The organism is Streptomyces coeruleorubidus (genome assembly GCF_028885415.1).
Lineage (GTDB): Bacteria > Actinomycetota > Actinomycetes > Streptomycetales > Streptomycetaceae > Streptomyces > Streptomyces coeruleorubidus_A.
The window spans coordinates 2,557,562-2,580,745 of record NZ_CP118527.1 but is presented as its reverse complement, the minus strand read 5'-3'; the positions used below and the strand labels follow the sequence as shown (position 1 = coordinate 2,580,745).

20 protein-coding genes are annotated in these 23,184 nt (G+C 70.1%); 14 read left to right on the top strand and 6 right to left on the bottom strand.

The window, feature by feature from the left end:
* Positions 1-5: 5 nt before the first annotated feature.
* The 8 genes from murG to PV963_RS12040 all read left to right on the top strand — a co-directional run bounded on the left by murG (position 6) and on the right by PV963_RS12040 (position 7,168).
* Entirely contained in the window at positions 6-1,103 is a 1,098-nt protein-coding gene (gene murG, locus PV963_RS12075) for an undecaprenyldiphospho-muramoylpentapeptide beta-N-acetylglucosaminyltransferase (RefSeq protein WP_274815641.1), read from the top strand.
* A 25-nt stretch (positions 1,104-1,128) separates the two neighbouring features.
* A complete protein-coding gene (locus PV963_RS12070; protein ID WP_274815640.1) occupies positions 1,129-1,923 on the top strand; it encodes a cell division protein FtsQ/DivIB in 795 nt (264 codons plus the stop codon).
* 288 nt (positions 1,924-2,211) lie between these two features.
* On the top strand, positions 2,212-3,405 hold the full coding sequence (ftsZ, locus tag PV963_RS12065) for a cell division protein FtsZ (RefSeq protein WP_086602703.1): 1,194 nt from the start codon (positions 2,212-2,214) through the stop codon (positions 3,403-3,405).
* A gap of 10 nt (positions 3,406-3,415) precedes the next feature.
* The gene (pgeF, locus tag PV963_RS12060; RefSeq protein WP_274815639.1) at positions 3,416-4,147 is read left to right on the top strand and encodes a peptidoglycan editing factor PgeF; all 732 of its coding nucleotides are present in this window, start codon (positions 3,416-3,418) and stop codon (positions 4,145-4,147) included.
* 5 nt (positions 4,148-4,152) lie between these two features.
* Positions 4,153-4,872, top strand: a complete 720-nt coding sequence (locus PV963_RS12055) for a YggS family pyridoxal phosphate-dependent enzyme (RefSeq protein ID WP_274815638.1) — start codon at positions 4,153-4,155, stop codon at positions 4,870-4,872.
* A 129-nt stretch (positions 4,873-5,001) separates the two neighbouring features.
* Positions 5,002-5,643 (top strand): cell division protein SepF, encoded by a 642-nt coding sequence (locus PV963_RS12050; protein ID WP_010039366.1) that lies wholly within the window; start codon positions 5,002-5,004, stop codon positions 5,641-5,643.
* A gap of 59 nt (positions 5,644-5,702) precedes the next feature.
* A complete protein-coding gene (locus tag PV963_RS12045; protein WP_007448661.1) occupies positions 5,703-5,987 on the top strand; it encodes a YggT family protein in 285 nt (94 codons plus the stop codon).
* 53 nt (positions 5,988-6,040) lie between these two features.
* Positions 6,041-7,168: a DivIVA domain-containing protein gene (locus PV963_RS12040; protein ID WP_150480348.1), complete on the top strand. Its 1,128-nt coding sequence runs from the start codon at positions 6,041-6,043 to the stop codon at positions 7,166-7,168.
* A gap of 217 nt (positions 7,169-7,385) precedes the next feature.
* On the opposite strand, the gene ileS is transcribed toward PV963_RS12040, so the two are convergent.
* Complete coding sequence (gene ileS, locus PV963_RS12035) at positions 7,386-10,538, bottom strand: isoleucine--tRNA ligase (protein ID WP_274815637.1); 3,153 nt, start codon at positions 10,536-10,538, stop codon at positions 7,386-7,388.
* 703 nt (positions 10,539-11,241) lie between these two features.
* Between ileS and PV963_RS12030 the strand changes: the two genes are divergently transcribed.
* The 5 genes from PV963_RS12030 to PV963_RS12010 all read left to right on the top strand — a co-directional run bounded on the left by PV963_RS12030 (position 11,242) and on the right by PV963_RS12010 (position 16,499).
* Entirely contained in the window at positions 11,242-12,549 is a 1,308-nt protein-coding gene (locus tag PV963_RS12030; RefSeq protein ID WP_274815636.1) for a TraR/DksA family transcriptional regulator, read from the top strand.
* An 89-nt stretch (positions 12,550-12,638) separates the two neighbouring features.
* On the top strand, positions 12,639-13,331 hold the full coding sequence (gene lspA, locus PV963_RS12025) for a signal peptidase II (RefSeq protein ID WP_274815635.1): 693 nt from the start codon (positions 12,639-12,641) through the stop codon (positions 13,329-13,331).
* A 65-nt stretch (positions 13,332-13,396) separates the two neighbouring features.
* Positions 13,397-14,341 carry an RluA family pseudouridine synthase gene (locus tag PV963_RS12020; RefSeq protein WP_086602782.1) on the top strand — a complete coding sequence of 315 codons (945 nt, stop codon included), beginning with the start codon at positions 13,397-13,399 and terminating at the stop codon, positions 14,339-14,341.
* Complete coding sequence (locus tag PV963_RS12015) at positions 14,338-14,817, top strand: GNAT family N-acetyltransferase (RefSeq protein WP_274815634.1); 480 nt, start codon at positions 14,338-14,340, stop codon at positions 14,815-14,817. Before PV963_RS12020 ends, PV963_RS12015 begins: the two co-directional genes overlap by 4 nt.
* Positions 14,818-14,912: 95 nt before the next feature.
* Positions 14,913-16,499 (top strand): Na+/H+ antiporter, encoded by a 1,587-nt coding sequence (locus PV963_RS12010; RefSeq protein WP_274815633.1) that lies wholly within the window; start codon positions 14,913-14,915, stop codon positions 16,497-16,499.
* Positions 16,500-16,551: 52 nt separating this feature from the next.
* Here PV963_RS12010 and PV963_RS12005 read toward each other — a convergent pair whose 3' ends face one another.
* Positions 16,552-17,676: a mechanosensitive ion channel family protein gene (locus PV963_RS12005; RefSeq protein ID WP_274815632.1), complete on the bottom strand. Its 1,125-nt coding sequence runs from the start codon at positions 17,674-17,676 to the stop codon at positions 16,552-16,554.
* A gap of 107 nt (positions 17,677-17,783) precedes the next feature.
* Between PV963_RS12005 and PV963_RS12000 the strand changes: the two genes are divergently transcribed.
* The gene (locus PV963_RS12000; RefSeq protein ID WP_274815631.1) at positions 17,784-18,353 is read left to right on the top strand and encodes a dienelactone hydrolase family protein; all 570 of its coding nucleotides are present in this window, start codon (positions 17,784-17,786) and stop codon (positions 18,351-18,353) included.
* Positions 18,354-18,361: 8 nt separating this feature from the next.
* Here PV963_RS12000 and PV963_RS11995 read toward each other — a convergent pair whose 3' ends face one another.
* From PV963_RS11995 to PV963_RS11980, 4 genes are all read right to left on the bottom strand, one after another.
* Entirely contained in the window at positions 18,362-20,032 is a 1,671-nt protein-coding gene (locus tag PV963_RS11995; protein WP_274815630.1) for an alkaline phosphatase D family protein, read from the bottom strand.
* A 92-nt stretch (positions 20,033-20,124) separates the two neighbouring features.
* The gene (locus tag PV963_RS11990; protein WP_274815629.1) at positions 20,125-20,943 is read right to left on the bottom strand and encodes a DsbA family protein; all 819 of its coding nucleotides are present in this window, start codon (positions 20,941-20,943) and stop codon (positions 20,125-20,127) included.
* 78 nt (positions 20,944-21,021) lie between these two features.
* Positions 21,022-21,717: a hypothetical protein gene (locus PV963_RS11985; protein ID WP_274815628.1), complete on the bottom strand. Its 696-nt coding sequence runs from the start codon at positions 21,715-21,717 to the stop codon at positions 21,022-21,024.
* 92 nt (positions 21,718-21,809) lie between these two features.
* Complete coding sequence (locus PV963_RS11980) at positions 21,810-23,135, bottom strand: DUF2252 domain-containing protein (RefSeq protein WP_274815627.1); 1,326 nt, start codon at positions 23,133-23,135, stop codon at positions 21,810-21,812.
* Positions 23,136-23,184: the final 49 nt, after the last annotated feature.

Below are 23,184 nucleotides of genomic sequence, written 5' to 3'. Positions count from 1 at the left end.
TTTCGGTGCATGTCGTACTCGCCGGCGGAGGAACCGCGGGCCACATCGAGCCCGCGCTCGCCCTCGCGGATGCCCTGCGCAGGCAGGATCCGACCGTGGGCATCACGGCCCTGGGCACGGAGCGCGGCCTCGAGACCCGTCTCGTACCCGAGCGCGGGTACGAACTCGCGCTGATCCCCGCCGTACCGCTGCCACGCAAGCCCACCCCCGAGCTGATCACCGTCCCGGGCCGACTGCGCGGCACCATCAAGGCGACCGAGCAGATCCTGGAGCGCACCAAGGCGGACGCCGTGGTCGGCTTCGGCGGCTACGTCGCCCTGCCCGGCTACCTCGCGGCCAAGCGCCTGGGCGTGCCGATCGTCATCCACGAGGCCAACGCCCGCCCGGGCCTGGCCAACAAGATCGGCTCGCGGTACGCCAGCCAGGTCGCCGTCTCCACCCCGGACAGCAAGCTGCGGGGCGCCCGCTACATCGGCATCCCGCTGCGCCGCTCCATCGCCACCCTGGACCGGGCCGCCGTGCGCCCCGAGGCCCGTGCCGCGTTCGGGCTCGACCCGAACCTGCCCACGCTGCTGGTCTCCGGCGGCTCCCAGGGCGCCCGCCGCCTGAACGAGGTCGTGCAGACGGTCGCGCCCTGGCTCCAGCAGGCCGGAATCCAGATCCTGCACGCGGTGGGACCGAAGAACGAACTGTTGCGCGTCCAGCAGATGCCGGGAATGCCCCCCTACATCCCGGTAAGTTACCTGGACCGGATGGACCTCGCGTACGCCGCGGCCGACATGATGCTGTGCCGCGCGGGCGCGATGACCGTCGCCGAGCTCTCCGCCGTCGGGCTCCCGGCCGCCTACGTTCCGCTGCCCATCGGCAACGGCGAACAGCGGCTCAACGCCCAGCCGGTGGTCAAGGCCGGCGGCGGTCTGCTGGTCGACGACGCGGAGCTGACCCCCGAGTGGGTCCAGCAGAACGTCCTGCCCGTGCTCGCCGACCCGCACCGGCTGTACCAGATGTCCCGCGCCGCCGCCGAGTTCGGCCGCCGGGACGCCGACGACCTGCTCGTCGGCATGGTGTACGAGGCGATCGCCGCCAGCCGTGCACACCGCTAGGACTGTATGACGGAAGGCAGGGAGCGTGGCCGGATCGACCACCGCCGAGCGCGGTGAACGCCAGCAGCAGTCGTCCGGCCCGCCGCCCCTCCTGAGGTCGAGGCGGGCCCGGCTTCGCGCGATCGTCATCCTGGGTCTCGTCCTGGTGTTCCTCGGCATCCCGACGGTGTGGCTGTTCTACGGCTCCGACTGGCTGCGCGCCGAGCAGGTCTCCGTGTCGGGGACACGTGTCCTGACGCCGGCTCAGGTCGAGGCGGCCGCCGACGTCCCCCTCGGGAAACCGCTGATTTCCGTCGACACCGAAGCGATCGAGACGCGACTGCGTCAGAAATTGCCCCGAATTGACTCGGTTGACGTGGCCCGTTCCTGGCCCACGGGAATCGACCTGAAAGTGGTCGAGCGGACTCCGGTTCTGATTGTCCAAAAGGGCGGAAAGTTCGTCGAAGTGGACGATGAGGGTGTCCGTTTCGCCACGGTTTCCAAGGCGCCGAAAGGCGTGCCCGCACTGGAATTGACGCTCTCCCGGTCCAGCTCCGCCGCCGCCAGCCTGCGCCGCTTCGGTGAGTCCCGGCTGGTGCGCGAGGCGGTCGGCGTCGCCCGTGCCGTTCCGGCCGCCGTCGCCCGCGACACACGGACCGTCAAGGTCCGTTCCTACGACGACATCTCGCTGGAGTTGCGGAACGGCCGTACGGTCGTCTGGGGGAGCAGCGAGCAGGGTGCCGCGAAGGCCCGTACGCTCACCGCCCTGATGAAAGCCTCGCCCGGTGCGCGGTACTTCGACGTGAGTGTTCCCACCGCGCCCGCGTCATCAGGGAGTTGACGCACATCCGCGCAGGCCAGCACCCTGGTTGGGCAGTGCTACGGCTGATCACATAGGGTGAAAAGAAAAACGGGAGGTTCGGCGTGTTCGTTGAACGTGCGCCACTTGTCGACTTAGTGTCCTGTTCAGAAGACTCCAAGGAACAGACACACTGGTAACCCTAAACTTCAGGGTTAGGGTTCGGGTCGGCGATACGGACCGTCCCATTCGGCATCAGTCGTCGGGTCGCGGGGCGCAGCGCGCCACGGTGATTCGGCGACACGTAACTCGAGGCGAGAGGCCTTCGACGTGGCAGCACCGCAGAACTACCTCGCAGTCATCAAAGTCATCGGTGTCGGCGGCGGTGGTGTCAATGCCATCAACCGGATGATCGAGGTCGGTCTCAAGGGCGTCGAGTTCATCGCCATCAACACCGACGCGCAAGCTCTGTTGATGAGCGACGCCGACGTCAAGCTGGACGTCGGCCGTGAACTCACCCGCGGACTCGGCGCCGGAGCCAACCCGGCCGTGGGCCGCAAGGCCGCCGAGGACCACCGCGAGGAGATCGAGGAGGTCCTCAAGGGGGCCGACATGGTCTTCGTGACAGCCGGTGAAGGCGGCGGCACCGGCACCGGCGGCGCACCCGTCGTGGCCAACATCGCCCGCTCGCTCGGTGCCCTCACCATCGGTGTGGTGACGCGCCCGTTCACCTTCGAGGGACGGCGCCGCGCGAACCAGGCCGAGGACGGCATCGCCGAGCTCCGCGAAGAGGTCGACACCCTGATCGTCATCCCGAACGACCGGCTGCTGTCCATCTCGGACCGCCAGGTCTCGGTGCTGGACGCCTTCAAGTCGGCCGACCAGGTCCTGCTCTCCGGTGTCCAGGGCATCACCGACCTCATCACCACCCCGGGCCTCATCAACCTCGACTTCGCCGACGTCAAGTCGGTCATGTCCGAGGCCGGCTCGGCCCTGATGGGTATCGGCTCGGCCCGCGGCGACGACCGCGCGGTGGCCGCCGCCGAGATGGCGATCTCCTCGCCGCTGCTGGAGGCGTCCATCGACGGCGCCCGCGGTGTGCTGCTCTCCATCTCCGGTGGTTCGGACCTCGGCCTGTTCGAGATCAACGAGGCCGCCCAGCTGGTGAGCGAGGCCGCCCACCCCGAGGCCAACATCATCTTCGGCGCGGTGATCGACGACGCCCTGGGCGACGAGGTCCGGGTCACCGTGATCGCGGCCGGTTTCGACGGCGGCCAGCCGCCTTCCAAGCGGGACAACGTCCTCGGCTCGTCCTCGGTCAAGCGCGAGGAGCCGGCCCCGGCACGGCAGACCGAGTCCCGCCCGTCCTTCGGTTCGCTCGGCAGCGTGACCCCGAAGGAGGACCCGGAGCCCGCTCCGGAGCCGGTCAACGACATCCCGGTCGCCCCGCCGGTCCCGCCGGCGCCGCGGACCTACTCGGACAGCGCGGCCGAGGAACTGGACGTACCGGACTTCCTCAAGTGATCCTTCTGACGTGATAGGACAGCGCGAAAGCGTGAGCGGCGCCCACTTCGCCTTCACCGATCGGTGGGGCGGGGTGAGCGCCGCTCCGTATGAGGAGCTCAATCTCGGCGGGGCGGTCGGTGACGACCCCGACGCCGTACGCACCAACCGCGAACTGGCCGCCAAGTCCCTGGGCGTCGAGCCGGACCGGGTGGTCTGGATGAACCAGGTGCACGGGGCCGACGTGGCGGTGGTGGACGGGCCGTGGGGATCTTCGCCCGATATTCCGTCGGTCGACGCGATCGTCACGACGCGGCGCGGGCTCGCCCTCGCGGTGCTCACCGCCGACTGCGTGCCCGTGCTGCTCGCCGACCCCGTCGCCGGGATCGCCGCTGCGGCCCACGCGGGCCGCCCCGGCATGATCGCCGGAGTCGTCCCGGCCGCGCTACGCGCGATGACGGACCTGGGCGCCGAGCCGTCCCGGATCGTCGCCCGCACCGGCCCCACCGTCTGCGGCCGGTGTTACGAAGTGCCCGAGGCGATGCGCGCCGAGGTGTCCGCCATCGAGCCGGCGGCGTACGCCGAGACGAGTTGGGGCACACCGGCGGTCGACGTGAGCGCCGGAGTGCACGCACAACTGGAACGGCTCGGGGTGTGTGACCGGGCGCAGTCGCCGGTGTGCACGCTGGAGTCGGACGATCACTTCTCGTACCGCCGCGACCGCACCACCGGTCGGCTCGCGGGTTATGTGTGGCTGGACTGATGGGCATGACGGACCGCAAGGACGAACTCGCCGCGAATCTGGCGAAGGTGGAACGGCGCATCGCCGACGCGTGCGCGGCCGCCGGGCGGGGGCGCGAAGAGGTGACCCTGATCGTGGTCACCAAGACCTATCCCGCGACCGATGTGCGGATCCTCTCGGAACTCGGTGTGCGGCACGTCGCCGAGAACCGCGACCAGGACGCGGCACCGAAGGCCGCCGATTGCTCGGATCTGCCCCTTACTTGGCATTTTGTCGGTCAACTTCAGACCAACAAGGTGCGATCCGTGGTCGGATACGCGGACTTCGTGCAGTCCGTCGATCGTTCCAAGCTCGTCACGGCTCTGTCGAAGGAGGCCGTCCGCGCCGGACGCGAGCTCGGGTGTCTCATCCAGGTCGCACTTGACGCCGGCGAGAGCGCGCGGGGCGAGCGGGGAGGCGTGGCGCCCGCGGGAATCGAAGAGTTGGCCGACCTCGTCGCCGAGGCACCGGGACTGCGGCTCGCCGGACTGATGACCGTCGCACCGCTCACCGGGGAGTACGCGGGACGCGAACAGGCGGCGTTCGGGCGGTTGATGGATTTGTCGACCGACCTGCGCCGGAGTCATCCGGCTGCCACCATGGTCTCGGCAGGGATGAGTGCGGACCTCGAACAGGCCGTGGCGGCCGGAGCGACACATGTGCGCGTCGGCAGCGCGGTACTCGGAGTCCGCCCCAGGCTCGGGTAACGTCGCCAGGAAGTCGGACCACAGCAGAAAATATGGTCATTGCCGCCGATAGGCGGATTCAAGGACCTCGTGGATCGCGGGCACTTGGCAGTCGTCAGCCGATCCACCACAGAGCGGAGGACTCAGAGCATGGCCGGCGCGATGCGCAAGATGGCGGTCTACCTCGGCCTCGTGGAGGACGATGGGTACGACGGCCGCGGATTCGACCCCGACGACGACTTCGAACCCGAACTGGACCCGGAGCCCGAGCGGGACCACCGACGGCACGAGCCGTCCCACCAGCCGCACGGCTCACATCAGCCCCAAAGGGACGAAGAGGTACGAGTCGTACAGCCGTCCGCACCTCGTGAACCGGCCGCCCGTTCCGCTTCGCTACCCGCGGAATCCGGCCGCCCGGCGCGCATCGCGCCCGTGGCATCCATCACACAAGAACGCGCAAGTCTGGAGAAGAACGCACCGGTGATCATGCCCAAGGTCGTGTCCGAACGAGAGCCTTACCGGATCACCACGCTCCACCCACGGACCTACAACGAGGCCCGTACCATCGGGGAACACTTCCGTGAGGGCACCCCGGTGATCATGAATCTGACTGAGATGGATGACACAGATGCGAAGCGACTTGTCGACTTTGCGGCCGGTTTGGTGTTTGGTCTTCACGGCAGTATCGAGCGGGTGACGCAGAAGGTGTTCCTGTTGTCGCCTGCTAACGTCGATGTCACGGCGGAGGACAAGGCCCGCATCGCAGAGGGCGGGTTCTTCAACCAGAGCTGAGACGTAACACCGGAAGCAGCAGGAACAGCAGGGCACAGGGGAGAGGGAAGCAAGAGGTCATGAGCGTGGTACTGGATGTCGTCTACATCGCGCTGATGTGCTTCCTCATCGTGCTCATCTTCCGGTTGGTCATGGACTACGTCTTCCAGTTCGCCCGCTCATGGCAACCAGGCAAGGCGATGGTGGTCGTTCTGGAGGCCACCTACACTGTCACGGATCCACCGCTCAAGCTTCTGCGGCGGTTCATTCCGCCGCTGCGTCTCGGGGGCGTGGCGCTCGACCTGTCCTTCTTCGTGCTGATGATCATCGTCTACATCCTGATCTCGATCGTGAGCCGGCTGTGAGCGATGTGAACTACGGTCTTGCCGAATGCCGACGACTACGTTGAGGTGAAGAGATGCCGTTGACCCCCGAGGACGTGCGGAACAAGCAGTTCACGACCGTCCGCCTCCGAGAAGGCTATGACGAGGACGAGGTCGATGCCTTCCTCGACGAGGTCGAAGCCGAACTGACCCGCCTGCTCCGCGAGAACGAGGACCTGCGCGCCAAGCTGGCCGCGGCGACGCGTGCTGCTGCCCAGAATCAGCAGAACATGCGCAAGCCTCCGGAGCAGCAGGATCAGCAGCAGCAACAGCAGCAGCAGGGCATGCGCGGTCCTGGTGGTCCCGTACCCGCCGGCATATCGGGCCCGCCGCAGCAGCAGATGGGTGGCCCCATGGGTGGTCCGCCCCAGCTGCCGAGCGGTGCCCCGCAGCTGCCCGCCGGTCCCGGCGGTCAGGGTGGCCCGCAGGGTCCCGGCCCGATGGGCCAGGGTCCGGGCGGTCCCGGCCCGATGGGGCAGCCCCCCATGCAGCAGCAGATGGGTGGTCCGATGGGCGGCCCCATGGGCGGTCCGATGGGCGGCCCCGGTCAAGGAGGCCCCGGTGGCGACAGCGCCGCCCGTGTCCTCTCGCTGGCCCAGCAGACCGCCGACCAGGCGATCGCCGAGGCCCGTTCCGAAGCCAACAAGATCGTCGGCGAGGCGCGTTCGCGTGCCGAGGGTCTGGAGCGTGACGCCCGTGCCAAGGCCGATGCCCTGGAGCGGGACGCGCAGGAGAAGCACCGCGTCGCGATGGGCTCCCTGGAGTCCGCCCGCGCCACGCTGGAGCGCAAGGTCGAGGACCTGCGCGGCTTCGAGCGCGAGTACCGCACGCGCCTGAAGTCGTACCTGGAGTCGCAGCTGCGCCAGCTGGAGACCCAGGCCGACGACTCGCTGGCCCCGCCGCGTACTCCGGCGACCGCCTCCCTCCCGCCGTCCCCGGCGCCTTCCATGGCACCGGCCGGCGCGAGTGCCCCGTCGTACGGCGGTGGCAACCAGACGATGGGCGGCGGCCCCTCGCAGTCCGGTCCGTCCTACGGCGGTCAGCAGCAGATGTCCCCGGCGATGACCCAGCCGATGGCGCCGGTGCGTCCGCAGGGCCCGTCGCCTATGGGTCAGGCGCCCTCGCCCATGCGGGGCTTCCTGATCGACGAGGATGACAACTGACGGCCTGATGGCCAGTAGTACGGCGTAGACGTCGGCAGCGTTCAGGGCGGGGCCCCGGGTTGAACCCGGGGCCCCGCCCTTCTGCCGCACGCGCTCGTGCACAGCAACCGCGTTCGTGCGTACGCAACCGTGTTCGTGCGCACGCAACGCCGAAGGCCCGGACCCACCAAGATCTTTGGCGGGTCCGGGCCTTCGGTCTGTGGTTACGCCCTGTGGGTTACGCCTTGCGCAGGCGGAACGTCAGCGTCAGGCCCTCGTCCGTGAACGGGCTGCCGTAGCTGTCGTCCGCGTCGCCCTGGGCGAAGTCCGTCGCCAGGACCTCGTCGGCGATCAGGTCGGCGTGGTCGGTGAGGGCCGCGACCGTCGCCGGGTCCGTGGCCATCCAGCGCAGTGCGATGCGGTCGGCCACGTCGAGGCCGCTGTTCTTGCGGGCCTCCTGGATCAGGCGGATCGCGTCACGGGCCAGGCCCGCACGGCGGAGCTCCTCCGTGATCTCCAGATCCAGGGCGACCGTCGCACCCGCGTCGGACGCCACCGACCAGCCCTCGCGCGGCGTCTCCGTGATGATCACCTCGTCGGGAGCGAGCGTGATGGTCTCGCCGTCGACCTCCACCGACGCCGTGCCCTCGCGCAGGGCCAGGGACAGCGCGGCCGCGTCCGCGTTCGCGACGGCCTTGGCCACGTCCTGGACGCGCTTGCCGAACCGCTTTCCCAGCGCGCGGAAGTTGGCCTTCGCGGTGGTGTCGACCAGGGAGCCGCCGACCTCGCTCAGCGTCGCCAGGGACTCGACGTTCAGTTCCTCCGTGATCTGCGTGCGCAGTTCGGAGTCCAGCGCGTCGAAGCCCGTCGCCGCGATCAGGGCGCGGGACAGCGGCTGACGGGTCTTGACGCCCGACTCCGCGCGCGTGGCACGGCCCAGCTCCACGAGCCGGCGCACCAGGACCATCTGCTTCGACAGCTCCGGGTCGATGGCGGTGAGGTCCGCCTCGGGCCAGGTCGACAGGTGGACCGACTCCGGGGCACCCGGAGTGACCGGAACGATCAGGTCCTGCCACACCCGCTCGGTGATGAACGGGGTCAGCGGGGCCATCAGCTGCGTCACCGTCTCGACGACCTCGTGCAGCGTGCGCAGCGCCGCCTTGTCGCCCTGCCAGAAGCGGCGGCGGGAGCGGCGCACGTACCAGTTCGACAGGTCGTCGACGAACGCGGACAGCAGCTTGCCGGCGCGCTGGGTGTCGTAGGCGTCGAGGGCCTGGGTGACCTGGTCGGTGAGCGCGTGCAGTTCGGACAGCAGCCAGCGGTCCAGGACCGGGCGGTCGGCCGGGGCCGGGTCGGCCTCGGACGGGGCCCAGCCGGACGTACGGGCGTACAGGGCCTGGAAGGCGACCGTGTTCCAGTACGTCAGGAGGGTCTTGCGGACGACCTCCTGGATGGTGCCGTGGCCCACGCGGCGGGCCGCCCACGGGGAGCCGCCGGCCGCCATGAACCAGCGGACCGCGTCCGCGCCGTGCCGGTCCATGAGCGGGATCGGCTCCAGGCTGTTGCCCAGGTGCTTGGACATCTTGCGGCCGTCCTCGGCGAGGATGTGGCCCAGGCAGACCACGTTCTCGTACGACGACTTGTCGAAGACCAGGGTGCCGACCGCCATCAGCGTGTAGAACCAGCCGCGGGTCTGGTCGATGGCCTCGCAGATGAACTGCGCCGGATAGCGCGCCTCGAAGATCTCCTTGTTCTTGTACGGGTAGCCCCACTGCGCGAACGGCATCGAACCCGAGTCGTACCAGGCGTCGATGACCTCCGGCACGCGCGTGGCCGGCTTTCCGCAGCCGTCCTGCGGGCAGGCGAAGGTGACCTCGTCGATGAACGGGCGGTGCGGATCCAGTCCCGACTGGTCGGTGCCGGTCAGCTCGGTCAGCTCGGTGCGGGAGCCGACGCAGGTGAGGTGGTCGTCCTCGCAGCGCCAGATCGGCAGCGGGGTGCCCCAGTAGCGGTTGCGGGACAGCGCCCAGTCGATGTTGTTGTTCAGCCAGTCGCCGTACCGGCCGGTCTTGACCGTGTCCGGGAACCAGTTGGTGCTCTCGTTCTCCGCGAGGAGGCGGTCCTTGACCGCCGTGGTGCGGATGTACCAGGAGGGCTGCGCGTAGTAGAGCAGCGCGGTGTGGCAGCGCCAGCAGTGCGGGTAGCTGTGCTCGTACGGGATGTGCTTGAAGAGCAGGCCGCGCTGCTGGAGGTCCTCGGTGAGCTTCTCGTCCGCCTTCTTGAAGAAGATGCCGCCGACGAGGGGGACGTCCTCCTCGAAGCTGCCGTCCGGGCGGACCGGGTTCACGACCGGCAGGCCGTACGCGCGGCAGACCTTGAGGTCGTCCTCACCGAAGGCGGGGGACTGGTGGACCAGACCCGTACCGTCCTCGGTCGTGACGTACTCGGCGTTCACGACGTAGTGCGTGCCGCCCTCGGTCTCCGGGAACTCGACGAGCTCGAACGGGCGCTGGTACGCCCAGCGTTCCATCTCGGCGCCCGTGAAGGTCCGGCCGGTGGTCTCCCAGCCCTCGCCGAGGGCCTTGGCGACGAGCGGCTCGGCGACGACCAGCTTCTCCTCGCCGTCGGTCGCGACGACGTAGGTCACCTCGGGGTGCGCGGCGACCGCCGTGTTGGAGACCAGTGTCCAGGGCGTGGTCGTCCACACCAGGAGCGCGGCCTCGCCGGCCAGCGGGCCGGAGGTGAGCGGGAAGCGGACGAAGACCGACGGGTCGACGACCGTCTCGTAGCCCTGCGCCAGCTCGTGGTCCGACAGGCCCGTGCCGCAGCGGGGGCACCAGGGGGCGACGCGGTGGTCCTGGACCAGCAGGCCCTTGTTGAAGATCTCCTTGAGCGACCACCAGACCGACTCGATGTACTCGGGGTCCATGGTGCGGTAGGGCTCGGTGAGGTCAGTCCAGTAGCCCATGCGGGTCGTGAGCTCTTCGAAGGCGTCCGTGTGCCGGGTCACCGACTCGCGGCACTTCGCGTTGAACTCGGCGATGCCGTACGCCTCGATGTCCTGCTTGCCGGAGAAGCCGAGCTCCTTCTCCACGGCGAGTTCCACCGGGAGGCCGTGGCAGTCCCAGCCGGCCTTGCGGGCCACGTGGTAGCCGCGCATGGTGCGGAAGCGGGGGAAGACGTCCTTGAAGACGCGCGCCTCGATGTGGTGGGCGCCGGGCATGCCGTTGGCGGTGGGCGGGCCCTCGTAGAACACCCACTCGGGGCGGCCCTCGGACTGCTCCAGGCTCTTGGCGAAGATCTTCTGCTCGCGCCAGAAGTCGAGCACGGCGTGCTCGAGAGCGGGCAGGTCGACCTGGGCGGGCACCTGGCGGTACGTCGGCGTTGTCATCAGCGGGCTTCCTCCGGCGGACTTGCTGCCTTCCGTCCGGAGGGACGAGAGCTACGTCTGCCTGCGCCGCCTTCGGCGCGCTCCCGCGGTACCACCCTCCTTGGCCCTCCGGCGCGGGGTGTGCGCCGGTGAGCCCCCTCATTGGGGTCGCGATGCCGGTTCTACTGGCCGCGGCGCTCGGCTGCGGTTTTCTTCCGGCGGCTCCGGGGTGATCTTCACGCCGCGCTCGCCCCCGGGCTTCCACCGTCCCCGGGTCGCTCTGGGCTGCGTACGCCGCTACTCGTCCCCATCCACGCTTTTCGCTCCGCCCAGTGTACGGCGCCGCGCGGACAGCGGCCGACCGCTTTTCCGGGGCGCTCGGGGAGGGGGAGACGTCAGGGACGCCATTGTGGGTGACGTATGGGTTTGATGACCCGAATGGCGAGGTATAGGTGTTCGGATCCTGGGACGTCCGGCTCGGCGGATTACCGGGCGGGGAGCTGGGCACAACGGATGCAGGTTCGCCGCGCGGCGTGCGCGAGGCGGGCGAATCGGGCGGTGTGCCCCGTTGCCGCGGGACTCAAGTCGATTTATCGTCCCAGCACGATTCGCGAGCAAGATCACAATATGTGAAGGGGCCGCGGCCATGGTGGCGAAGAAGACCGCCGTACAGCAGCCGGCGTCCGGCAGGTCCGCGGAGGCCTCCGGCGGTGCGGCCAAGGATGTGGGCGGGAAGAAGACCACGCAGGGGGGCTCGGCGGGGCGGGTGGCGAAGGGGGCGGCCGGGAAGGCGACCGAGGGGACGAAGGCGGCTGTCAAGAAGACGAGGGCGGCTGTCAGGAAGGTGACGGCCGGCAAGGCCGTGGCCGAGAAAGCGGTGGCCAAGGCTGAGAAAGCCGTGGCCAGGAAAGTGGTGACCAAGGGGGCCGCGGCCGAGGATTCGGCTAAGAAAGGATCCGGCAAGGATCCGGCCAAGAAGGGGGCAGCCGGGAAGACGGCGGCCAAGAAGGGGGCGGCGGGAAAGGCTCCGGCCAAGAAGGCGGCGGCCGAGGAGACGACGGCCGAGGAGACGACGGCCAAGGAGACGGCGGCCAAGGAGGCCACGGTCGGGAAAGCCTCGGCGAAGAAGGCGGCGGCCAGAGAGTCGGCAGCCGAGAAGGTGGCGACCAGAGAGACGGTGGCCAAGAAGACGGCAGCCAAGAAGGCCGCGGTCAAGAAAGCCCCGGCCAAGAAGGCGGCTGCCAAGAAGGCCCTGGCTGAGAAGGCGGCGGCCAAGGAGATGGCTGCCAAGGAGATGGCTGCCAAGGAGACGGCGGCCAAGAAGGCGGCGGAAAAGAAGGCCGCTGTCAGGAGGGTGAAAGGCGCCAAGGCCGGGGTCGGGAAGAAGGGCGTCGAAGCCGAGGGCGTTCGCGCCGGAGGCGAGAGCACCACCACGAAGGGCGCGGTCGGGAAGGGTGCTGCCCGGACCGGCGCGGTCACACAGGACACGGCCGGGAGCAGCACGGCCAAGAAGGCGGGTGCGGCCGAGGCCGCCCAGCAGACGGGAGCGACGACGGTGGGTGCGAAGAAGACTCCTGGCACGGCAACGGCGGCCAAGACCGCTGTTCCGAAGGCACGGGCGGCCGCGGCGGAGCCAGGTGAGCTCGCGGTACGCCCGGGCGAGGACCCCTGGACGGAGGCGGAGGTCGAGGAGGCGCGTGCCGAGCTGACGTCCGAGGAGACCCGGCTGCGTGAGGAGCTCGAGTCGTCGGAGCGGTCGCTCGCCGGTCTGATGCGGGATTCCGGGGACGGCGCCGGCCACGACGAGGCGGACACCGGCAGCAAGAACGTCACGCGCGAGCACGAGCTGGCGCTGGCCGCCAACGCGCGCGAGATGCTCGTCCAGACCGAGCGGGCCCTCGAACGCCTCGACGCAGGTACCTACGGCCTGTGCGAGAACTGCGGCAACCCCATCGGCAAGGCCCGCATGCAGGCCTTCCCGCGGGCCACTCTGTGCGTGGAGTGCAAGCAGAAGCAGGAGCGCCGGTACTGACCGGCCGCCGAATGCCTCCTGAGCACGTGGGACGCCCGGGGTGTGCCGTACCCTCGTCCTCAGTCAGGCACCTAGGTTGAGGGACTCACGTGGCAGAGGCGGAGCGCATCATCGGTACGCCGGATACACCGGACGCGGCCGGTACCGGGCGGGAGCGGCCCGGCGAGGGCGCGGCGCCGGGCGAGCGCGCCGACTCCGAGGGCACCCGGGCCCCGGCCGGCGGGTCCGGCTCCGACGAGGCGGCGGCCGCCGGGGCGTCCGGTACGGATGAGCCGGCGGCGGCCGGGCGGACCCGGGGCAAGCGCCGGATCGCGGTCCTGTTCGCGGTCGCCACGTTCGCGTACGCCCTCGACCTCATCAGCAAGATGATCGTGGTGGCCAAGCTGGAGCACCACCCGCCCATCGAGATCATCGGGGACTGGCTGAGGTTCGAGGCGATCCGCAACGCGGGCGCGGCCTTCGGCTTCGGCGAGGCCTTCACGGTGATCTTCACCATGATCGCGGCGGCGGTGATCGTGGTGATCGCCCGGCTCGCCCGCAAGCTCTACAGCCTGCCCTGGGCGATCGCGCTCGGCCTGCTGCTCGGCGGTGCGCTGGGCAACCTCACCGACCGGATCTTCCGGGCGCCGGGCGTCTTCGAGGGCGCGGTCGTGGACTTCATCGCGCCCAAGCACTTCGCCGTCTTCAATCTGGCCGACTCGGCGATCGTGTGCGGCGGCATCCTGATCGTGCTGCTGTCGTTCAAGGGGCTCGACCCTGACGGGACCGTCCACAAGGACTGAGCCCGCGAGGGGTTTGTCCACAGGCTCCGTACGGGGCTGTCTCACCCGTCCGGCATACTCGACGGGTGAGCACGATTCCCGAGATCCGTACCCTGCCCGTGCCCGACGGACTGGAGGGCGAGCGCGTCGACGCCGCCATCTCCCGCATGTTCGGCTTCTCCCGGACCAAGGCGGCCGAGCTCGCCGCCGCGGGGAAGGTCACGGTCGACGGATCGGTGGTCGGCAAGTCGGAGCGCGTGCACGGCGGCGCCTGGCTGGAGGTCGAGATGCCGCAGGCGCCCGCGCCGGTGCAGGTGGTGGCCGAGCCGGTCGAGGGCATGGAGATCGTGCACGACGACGATGACGTGGTCGTGATCGTCAAGCCGGTGGGCGTGGCCGCGCACCCGTCGCCGGGCTGGACGGGCCCGACCGTCATCGGGGGCCTGGCCGCCGCCGGGTACCGGATCTCGACCTCCGGGGCCGCGGAGCGCCAGGGCATCGTGCACCGGCTCGACGTCGGCACGTCCGGGCTGATGGTGGTCGCCAAGTCGGAGTACGCGTACACGTCGCTGAAGCGCCAGTTCAAGGAGCGCACGGTCGACAAGCGGTACCACACGCTCGTCCAGGGCCACCCCGACCCGACCAGCGGCACCATCGACGCGCCCATCGGGCGGCACCCGCAGCACGACTACAAGTGGGCGGTCACGGCCGAGGGAAAGCCGTCCGTGACGCACTACGACCTGATCGAGGCCTTCCGCGCGGCGTCCCTGCTCGACGTGAAGCTGGAGACCGGCCGCACGCACCAGATCCGCGTCCACATGGCAGCCCACCGGCACCCCTGCGTCGGCGACCTGACGTACGGCGCCGACCCGACGCTCGCCAAGCGGCTCCATCTGACCCGCCAGTGGCTGCACGCGGTGCGGCTCGGCTTCGAGCACCCCGGGGACGGGCAGTGGGCGGAGTTCTCCTGCGAGTACCCGGAGGACCTCCAGAAGGCGTTGGACCAGGTCCGGGAGGAGACGTACGCATGAGCGGGAGGCCGGCGTCGTCGTACGTGGTGCGGGTCGCCGAGGACCCGGCCGACCGTGAGGCGTGCTTCGCGGTGCGCAAGGAGGTCTTCGTCGGCGAGCAGGGCGTGCCGGAGGACATCGAGTACGACGCGTACGACCCGGGCGCCGTCCATGTGCTGGCGGTCCGGGAGGACGGCGTGCCGCTCGGGACCGGACGGCTGCTGCTCGGGGAGGCGGCCGTGGCGCAGACCGGAGCCGACCCGTCCGTGGGCTCTCTCGGCCGGCTCGCCGTGGCCGCCCACGCGCGCGGGCTCGGTGTCGGCGTCGCCCTGGTGCGAGCCATCGAGGACGCGGCACGTGCGCGTGGTCTCGCGGCCGTTGACCTGCACGCCCAGACGCACGCGCTGGGCTTCTACGAGCGGCTCGGCTACGAGGCGTACGGGCCGGAGTACTTGGAGGCGGGCATCGCGCACCAGGCGATGTGGCGTTCGCTTTAGCCCGTCATGAAGGGTGCCGAAACGGTTTGTCCTGAGAGTTGCGTGGCAGGCTTGAGGTCAGTCGTGTGAACGTTTGACCTTCCGGAGCGCTGACCGTGGATCAGTTGGCCCTGCTGTTCGTGCTGCTGCTCGGGGCCGTGATCAGCGTCCCGGTCGGAGACCGGCTCAGTGTGCCCGCGCCGGTGCTGATGACGCTCCTGGGCATAGTCCTCGCGCTGCTCGACTTCGTACCGAACGTCCAGATCCCGCCGGACCTGATCCTGCCGCTGCTGTTGCCGCCGCTGCTGTACGCCGCGGTGCGGCGCACGTCCTGGCGGCAGTTCGCGGCGAACAAGAGGCCGATCTTCCTGCTGGCCGTGGCGCTGGTGTTCGTCACCATGGCCTGTGTGGCGGCCGCTGCCAACGCGATCGTGCCGGGGCTGCCGCTGGCCGCGGCGTTCGCGCTCGGCGCGCTGGTCGCGCCGCCGGACCCGGTCGCGGCGACCGCCGTCGCCGGGCAACTGGGGCTGCCGCGCCGGCTGGTGTCGATCCTGGAGGGCGAGGGGCTGTTCAACGACGTGACGGCCATCGTCCTTTACCACGTGGCGATCGCCGCCGCCGTCAGCGGGACGTTCTCACCCTGGAAGGCCGGGCTCGATCTGGTGCTGTCGGGCGTGGTGGCGGTGGCCGTGGGCCTCGCGCTGGGCTGGGGCGCGAACAAGCTGATGGAACTGCTCGGGGACGCGACCCTGCAGATCGGGCTGACCCTGCTGGTGCCGTACGCCTCGTACGTCATGGCCGAGGAACTGCACGGGTCCGGAGTGCTCGCCGTGCTGACCACCGCGCTGTTCCTCGCGGAGTACGGGGCCGACGCCGACGACGTCATGACGCGGCTGGCCGGGCACACGTTCTGGAACATCGTCGACACGCTCGTCACCGGCGTCGCGTTCGGGCTGGTCGGGCTGGAGCTGCACAACGCGATCCACACGGCGTCCGGCCGCTGGGGGGAGTTGCTCGGGTGGGCGGCGGTGGTCGTCTGCGTGGTCGTGTTCGTACGGCTGTTGTGGCTGCTGCCGGCGACCTGGCTGACGAAGCGGCTGCACGCGCGGCGGGACTACGACGAGGACATCCCGGTGAGCTGGCGCGAGACCGTGGTGATGTGGTGGTCGGGGATGCGCGGGGTGGCCTCGGTCGCGCTGGTGCTGGCCATTCCGCTTCAGACCGATGCGGGGGCGCCGTTCCCCAGCCGGGACGAGATCATCTTCATCGCGTTCGGGGTGATCATGGCGACGTTGGTGGTGCAGGGGCTGACGTTGCCGTGGCTGGTGCGGTCGCTGGGGGTGCGGGCCGACACGGATGTCGAGAAGGAGTTCGCGAAGGCGCTGGCGATCCGGGCGTCCAAGGCGGCGAAGCGCAGGCTCCGGGAGATCGAGGAAGTCGAGGAACTGCCGGAGGAGTTGTCCGAGCAGATGGTGCGGCGAGCGTTCGACATCGCGGTGCGGATCAGTCCCGAGGTGGCCGAGGACGAGCGGCGGGAGGCCTATCAGGAGCGGGCCCGGCGGCTGAAGCGGGTGCGGCGGATCCAGCAGGAGATGCTGAGTGCGGCGCGGCATGAGGTGCTGGCGGCGCGGAGCGAGCCGGGGGCGGACCCGGAGGTGGTGGACCGGGTGCTGCGGCATCTTGATGTGCGGTCGATGCGGTGAGCTCTTGGCTTTCCCCGCCTGCGGGCCCGCCCGGAGCTGCTTGCCCTTTTCGTCAGCGCTCCGGCCTCGGCGAGCCGTGGAAGCGGCGCTGCTGGGGCGGGACGCCGTCGTGGGACGGGCGGTGGCCGTTTCGGGACGGCGGCAGGATCGCGTCCGCCGTGTTGACCCGGGGCAGGGCGTAGGGGTGCTCGTCGGCCAGCCAGCGGACCATCTGCTCGCGGACGGTGACCCGCACGGTCCAGATGTCGTCCGCGTCCTTGGCGGTCACCAGGGCCCGCACCTGCATGGTGTTCGGGGTGGTGTCCGTGACGGACAGGTCGTAGGCACGGCCGTCCCAGGCCGGGCACTCGCGCAGGATGTCGCGGAGCTTCTCGCGCATCGCGTCGACGGGGGCCGTGTGGTCGACGTGCCAGAAGACGGTGCCGGTCATCTGCGGCGTGCCGCGCGACCAGTTCTCGAACGGCTTGGACGTGAAGTACGACACCGGCATGGTGATCCGCCGCTCGTCCCAGGTGCGCACGGTCAGGAACGTCAGCGTGATCTCCTCTACCGTGCCCCACTCGCCGTCCACGACGACGGTGTCCCCGATGCGCACCATGTCGCCGAAGGCGATCTGGAACCCGGCGAACATGTTGCTCAGCGTGGACTGCGCGGCGACACCGGCGACGATGCCGAGGATGCCGGCCGAGGCCAGCAGCGAGGCACCCGCCGCGCGGAACGCCGGGAACGTCAGCAGCATGCTCGCCGCCGCCACCACGCCGACGATCGCGGACACCACCCGCATGATCAGCGTCACCTGGGTGCGCACCCGGCGGACCCTGGCCGGGTCGCGGTGGGCCCGGGCGCTGGCGTACCGGCTGTACGACGTCTCGACGATCGCCGCCGCGATCCGGATGACCAGCCAGGCGGCCGACCCGATCAGCACAAGCGTCAGCGCCCGGCCGATGCCCTCGTCGCGACTCTCCAGCAGTTGCGCCTCGTCGTACGACCCTCGCAGCAGGGCCGCACACAGCAGCAGCTGGTAGGGGATGCGGCCGCGGCGGAGCAGCCCCCACAGCGGGGTCTCGTGGTGCCGTTCGTCGGCCTTGCGCAGCAGGAAGTCGGTGGCCCAGCCGATCACCAGCGTGAGCACGACCGAGCCACCGACCACGATCAGCGGTCGTAGCAGGTTCTCCATGCCCCCGAACCTAACCGGCTCCCGGGGTGCATGAACATGTGAGTTCGGCGCGGTCGTGGGTAGTGCCGTGATCCGGCGTTGTCACACCCGGCTGGCACCATGGCCTCATGGACATCATGCTCTTTCACTCGACCCATGGGCTGCGGCCCGCGGTGCTCCAGGCCGCCGACCGGTTGCGCGCGGCCGGACACGAGGTGTGGACGCCCGACCTCTTCGAGGGGCGCACGTTCGACACGGTCGAGGAGGGCATGGAGCACAAGGAGAAGATCGGCAAGGAGGAGCTGCTGAAGCGGGCCGTGCTGGCCGCCGCGCCCTACTCCGAGCGCGGGCTGGTCTACGCGGGGTTCTCGCTCGGCGCATCCATCGCCCAGACCCTCGCCCTCGGCGACGACAAGGCGCGCGGGCTGCTGCTCCTGCACGGCACGTCGGACATCGCGCCGGGCGTCACGGTGGACGAGCTGCCGGTCCAGCTGCACGTGGCGGAGCCGGACCCGTTCGAGACGGACGACTGGCTCAGCGCCTGGTACCTCCAGATGGGCCGGACCGGCGCCGACGTCGAGGTGTACCGGTATGCCGGGGCCGGTCACCTCTACACCGATCCCGACCTGCCGGACTACGACGAGGAGGCCGCCGAGGCCACCTGGCGGGTGGCGCTCGGCTTCCTCGACAGCTTGTAGGGCCGGCTTCACACCGGGTCGTGGACGCGTTCGATCTTCTGCGTGCCGCTGCGCGTGCGGTACGAGCGGGCCCACGTGGCGGTGGCGTCGTGCTTCGTGCGGTCGGACAGGACGTAGTAGTCCATCTGCGCCCGCTCGGCAGTGATGTCCAGGACGCCGTAGCCGTGGCGGTCGGTGTCGACCCAGTGGACGTGCCGGTTGGCGGCGCGGATCACGGGTGCGGCGACCGCGGAGACCGTGCCCTGAGGGACCTTGACGATGTCGTCGAGGTTGTCGGAGGTGACCGAGGTGACGACGAACTCCGTGGCGGCCGAGGGGGACAGCGGGTACGTACCGGCGTCCACCGGCACGTCGTTGGCCCAGGCCATGTGGATGTCGCCGGTGAGGAAGACCGTGTTGCGGATCGCGTTCGCGCGCAGGTGGGCGAGGAGTTCGCGGCGGTCGTCGGTGTAGCCGTCCCACTGGTCGGTGTTGAGGGCGAGGCCCTCCTGCGGCAGGCCCAGCAGCTTGGCCAGCGGCTTCAGCAGATCGGCGGAGAGCGAGCCGATGGCGAACGGCGAGACCATCACCGAGTTGCCGACCAGCCGCCAGGTGGTGTCGGACGCCTTCAGGCCCGCCTTCAGCCAGTCCAGCTGGGCGCGGCCGGTGAGCGTGCGGTCCGGGTCGTCGACTTCGCCGTTGCCCACCTCGACCTGCTGCGAGCGGAAGGAGCGCAGGTCCAGCAGTGAAAGGTCGGCCAGCTTGCCGAAGCGCAGCCGGCGGTAGGTGGTGCCCGCGATCGCCGGGCGCACCGGCATCCACTCGAAGTAGGCCTGCTTGGCGGCGGCCTGGCGGGCGGACCAGGTGCCCTCGGCGCCCTCCGTGTGGTTCTCCGCGCCGCCCGACCAGGCGTCGTTGGCGAACTCGTGGTCGTCCCAGATCGCCACGACCGGGGCCGCGGCGTGCAGTGCCTGGAGGTCCGGGTCGGTCTTGTAACGCGCGTGCCGGACGCGGTAGTCGGCGAGGGTGACGATCTCGTGGGCCGGGGCGTGCGGACGGACGACCGTGCCGCGGGTGCCGTACTCGCCGGTGCCGTACTCGTAGACGTAGTCGCCGAGGTGCAGCCAGGCGTCCAGGTCGCCGCGGGCCGCGAGATGACGGTACGCGGAGAAGTAGCCGGCCTCCCAGTTGGCGCAGGAGACCACGCCGAAGCGCAGGCCCGTGACGGCCGCGTCGGCCGCCGGGGCGGTGCGGGTGCGGGCGGCGGGGGAGTCGGTGCCCCCGGCGGAGAAGCGGAACCAGTAGTCGGTGGCCGGTTCCAGGCCGCGGATGTCGGCCTTCACGGTGTGGTCGGAGGCGGCCGTCGCGGTGGTGGAGCCCTTGGCGACGACGGTGCTGAACGCCTTGTCCCTGGCGACGATCCAGCTCACCTCGGTGTCCGGACCGAGTCCGGAGCCGGGTATCGCCTCCGGGACCGGGGTCACGCGGGTCCACAGCAGGACGCCGTCCGGCAGGGGGTCACCGGAGGCGACGCCGTGCAGGAAGGCGGGTGCCTGGTCGACGGCGCGCGCGGGCAGGGTCGCTGCCAGCGGCCCGGCCAGGACAGCGGTCGCCGCCGCGGCCTTGACGACCGTACGGCGGCGCGGGGTGAGGGAGTTGAGGTCCTCTGACGGCTTCGATGATCTGTATCGACTGGTCACGGACGATCAGGTTACTGATCGGTATGGACCAGAGCGGGCGAACTCCGGAAGTTCGCCCGCTCTTCACATGCCGACCGGTCCCTGACCTGCCGTCACTTCTTGAGGGCCTCGCCCACCACCCTGTTGAAGTCGGCCACTGTCATCAGCGGCGTGCCCTGCTTGTCGGCGGTGAGCTGCTTGCCGTCCATGACGAAGCCCGGGGTGCCCTGCACGCCGTCCTTGTTGTCGTCGAAGGTCTTCGACATGGCCATCGCCCAGGCGTCGTAGGTGCCCTTCTCGACCGCGTCCTGGAACTTCTTGTTGCCCTTCAGCTCCGGGACGGTGTTCGCGACCTTGATCAGGTAGCTGTCGTCCTTGAACTTGTCGGTCGTCTCCTCCGGGTGGTACTTCGCCGAGTACAGCGCGGCCTTGTAGTCGAGGAACGCCTCGGGGCTGACGTTCAGCGCGGCACCCAGGGCGCTCAGCGCGTTCTTGGAGCCCTCGCCGTTGTCCTTGTTGTCGATGAAGGTGGCGCCGATGAACTGCATCTTGAACTTGCCGTCGTCGATGTCCTTCTTCACGGTCGGACCGACGGTCTGCTCGAACTGGGCGCACACGGGGCAGCGCGGATCCTCGTAGATCTTCAGGGTCTTCTTGGCCGAGTCCTTGCCGATGACGACCGTGGTGCCCTTGGCACCCGTGGTGTTGGCCGGGGCGACGACCTTGGCGTCCTTCTGGGCCTCCCAGTGCGTGGGCTTGTTGGCCTGGACGACCGCGTAACCGATGCCGCCGGCTATCGCCAGGACGCCGACGATGGAGGCGGCGACGATGATCTGCCGCTTGGCCTTCGCCCGCTTGGCCTCGCGCTCGCGCTCGATGCGCAGCCGCTCACGGGCCGCCGTCTTCGCCGCCTGGCTGTTCCGCTTGCTCATGGTGATGTTCTCCGTCGGGGACGCGCACACGTCGTGTGCGAAATACGTAAGGGGGACTGCCGGTGCTCGAAAGGTGCCTCACGCGAAGGCGGGCGAGCACGGCGGTCCACGCCGTCCCGGGGAGTGGGCGAGAATCCGGTCGCGGGCGGTGGGCGTGCGCTCGGCCAGCCGCGACGGCAGCCGGCGCCCGGCCGGGGCCCGTGTCACCGTCACCGCGGCGACGGCCAGCAGCAACGGCCGGAAGGTGCTCGCCGCCACCGCCCGCAGCAGCTGGGCCAGGGCCCGCTCGCCCCGGCGCAGCCAGACGGCGGCGGCCAGTCCCACGCCGACGTGCGCGCCGAGCAGCAGCCAGGCGGTGGCCGGGTCGGCATGCGCGACCACGGCCGCGAGCCGGTCGGTGCCGGTGGCCCCGGCCATCCGGGCCAGCGGCGTGCCGACCTCGCCGCCCCCGCACAGCACGTCCAGGCCGACCGACCGCAGCGGGCCGGCGACCGGGCCGCCCGACCGGCCGTAACAGGCGTGCTGTCCCGTGGTGAACACCGTGTCGGCGGCCAGTTCCAGCGGGATCAGCAGGGCCGCGATCCGCCCGAAGGAGCGCTCGCGGCCCGCCAGGGAGTACGCGATCACGAACACGGCGGCGGCGACCGCGGCCACCGTGCCCATCGGGAGCGGGATCTGGGACAGCAGCACGTGCGACGCGGTGCTGAGCGTCACGACCACTGCCGTGAACAGCGCCGCGCGTACGGCTCTGAGCTGGATCCCGGATATGTCCATAGCGAAAGGAGAGTCTGTCACGGGGGCCTGTAAGGGACCCCTAAAGAATGCCTGTGAGCGAGCGGATGGCCAAAGCCCCGGCTCAGGGGTCCTTACAGACCCGGGATCCGGCCGTTGCGGAACAGGTCCACGAAGGTCTGGTGGTCGGCACGCGCGCGTGCGCCGTAGCTGTGCGCGAAGTCGGTCAGCAGCGGCGCGAAGCCCTCCTCGTCGGCCGCGATCGCCGCGTCGATGGCCCGCTCCGTGGAGAACGGGACCAGGGACTCGCCGGACTGGTCGTCCGCCGCCGAGTGCATCGTGGCCGTGGCCCGGCCGAGGTCGGCCACCACCTGGGCGATCTCCTCCGCGTCGTCGATGTCGCCCCAGTCGAGATCCACCGCGTACGGCGAGACCTCGGCGACCAGCTGGCCCGCGCCGTCCAGCTCGGTCCAGCCCAGCCACGGGTCGGCGTGCGCCTGGAGGGCGCGCTGGGAGATGACCGTGCGGTGCCCCTCGTGCTGGAAGTAGTCGCGGATCGCCTGGTCCGTGACGTGCCGGGAGACGGCCGGGGTCTGGGCCTGCTTGATGTAGATCACCACGTCGTTCTCCAGGGCGTCGCTGTGGCCCTCCAGGAGGATGTTGTACGACGGCAGCCCCGCCGAGCCGATGCCGATGCCGCGCCGGCCGACGACGTCCTTCACGCGGTAGGAGTCGGGGCGGGCCAGCGAGCTGTCCGGCAGCGTCTCCAGGTAGCCGTCGAAGGCGGCGAGGACCTTGTAGCGCGTGGCCGCGTCCAGCTCCACCGAGCCGCCGCCCGGCGCGAAGCGGCGCTCGAAGTCGCGGATCTCCGTCATCGACTCCAGCAGCCCGAAGCGGGTCAGCGACCGGGCGTCACGCAGCGCGTCCAGCAGCGGGCCCTGTGCGGTGTCCAGCGTGAACGGCGGCACCTCGTCGCTCTTGGCGCCGGTGGCCAGGGCGTGGATCCGCTCGCGGTACGCGACCGCGTAGATCGTCACCAGCTCGGAGATCTGCTCGTCGCTGAGCGCCTTCGCGTACCCGATGAGGGCGATGGAGGCGGCGAAGCGCTTGAGGTCCCAGGTGAAGGGGCCGACGTAGGCCTCGTCGAAGTCGTTGACGTTGAAGATCAGGCGGCCGTTGGCGTCCATGTACGTGCCGAAGTTCTCCGCGTGCAGGTCGCCGTGGATCCACACGCGTGAGGTGCGCTCGTCCAGGAACGGCCCGCCCCGCTTCTCCTGGTCGAGATCGTGGTAGAAGAGGCACGCCGTGCCCCGGTAGAACGCGAAGGCCGAGGCCGCCATCTTCCGGAACTTCACGCGGAACGCGGCCGGGTCGGCGGCCAGGAGCTCGCCGAAGGCGGTGTCGAAGACGGCGAGGATCTCCTCGCCGCGGTGCTCGTCGTCGAGCTGCGGGAACGACATCGCTGGGTGCCTCCTGGTGCATACGTCTGGGGACGGCAGGTCCGCCCTC

Coding starts and splice junctions, on each gene's coding strand:
- PV963_RS12055 (WP_274815638.1), top strand. CDS start 4,153: ATGACGGACCGCAAGGACGAACTCGCCGCGAATCTGGCGAAGGTGGAA.
- PV963_RS12050 (WP_010039366.1), top strand. CDS start 5,002: ATGGCCGGCGCGATGCGCAAGATGGCGGTCTACCTCGGCCTCGTGGAG.
- PV963_RS12045 (WP_007448661.1), top strand. CDS start 5,703: ATGAGCGTGGTACTGGATGTCGTCTACATCGCGCTGATGTGCTTCCTC.
- PV963_RS12040 (WP_150480348.1), top strand. CDS start 6,041: ATGCCGTTGACCCCCGAGGACGTGCGGAACAAGCAGTTCACGACCGTC.
- ileS (WP_274815637.1), bottom strand. CDS start 10,538: ATGACAACGCCGACGTACCGCCAGGTGCCCGCCCAGGTCGACCTGCCC.
- PV963_RS12015 (WP_274815634.1), top strand. CDS start 14,338: ATGAGCGGGAGGCCGGCGTCGTCGTACGTGGTGCGGGTCGCCGAGGAC.
- PV963_RS12005 (WP_274815632.1), bottom strand. CDS start 17,676: ATGGAGAACCTGCTACGACCGCTGATCGTGGTCGGTGGCTCGGTCGTG.
- PV963_RS12000 (WP_274815631.1), top strand. CDS start 17,784: ATGGACATCATGCTCTTTCACTCGACCCATGGGCTGCGGCCCGCGGTG.
- PV963_RS11990 (WP_274815629.1), bottom strand. CDS start 20,943: ATGAGCAAGCGGAACAGCCAGGCGGCGAAGACGGCGGCCCGTGAGCGG.
- PV963_RS11985 (WP_274815628.1), bottom strand. CDS start 21,717: ATGGACATATCCGGGATCCAGCTCAGAGCCGTACGCGCGGCGCTGTTC.
- PV963_RS11980 (WP_274815627.1), bottom strand. CDS start 23,135: ATGTCGTTCCCGCAGCTCGACGACGAGCACCGCGGCGAGGAGATCCTC.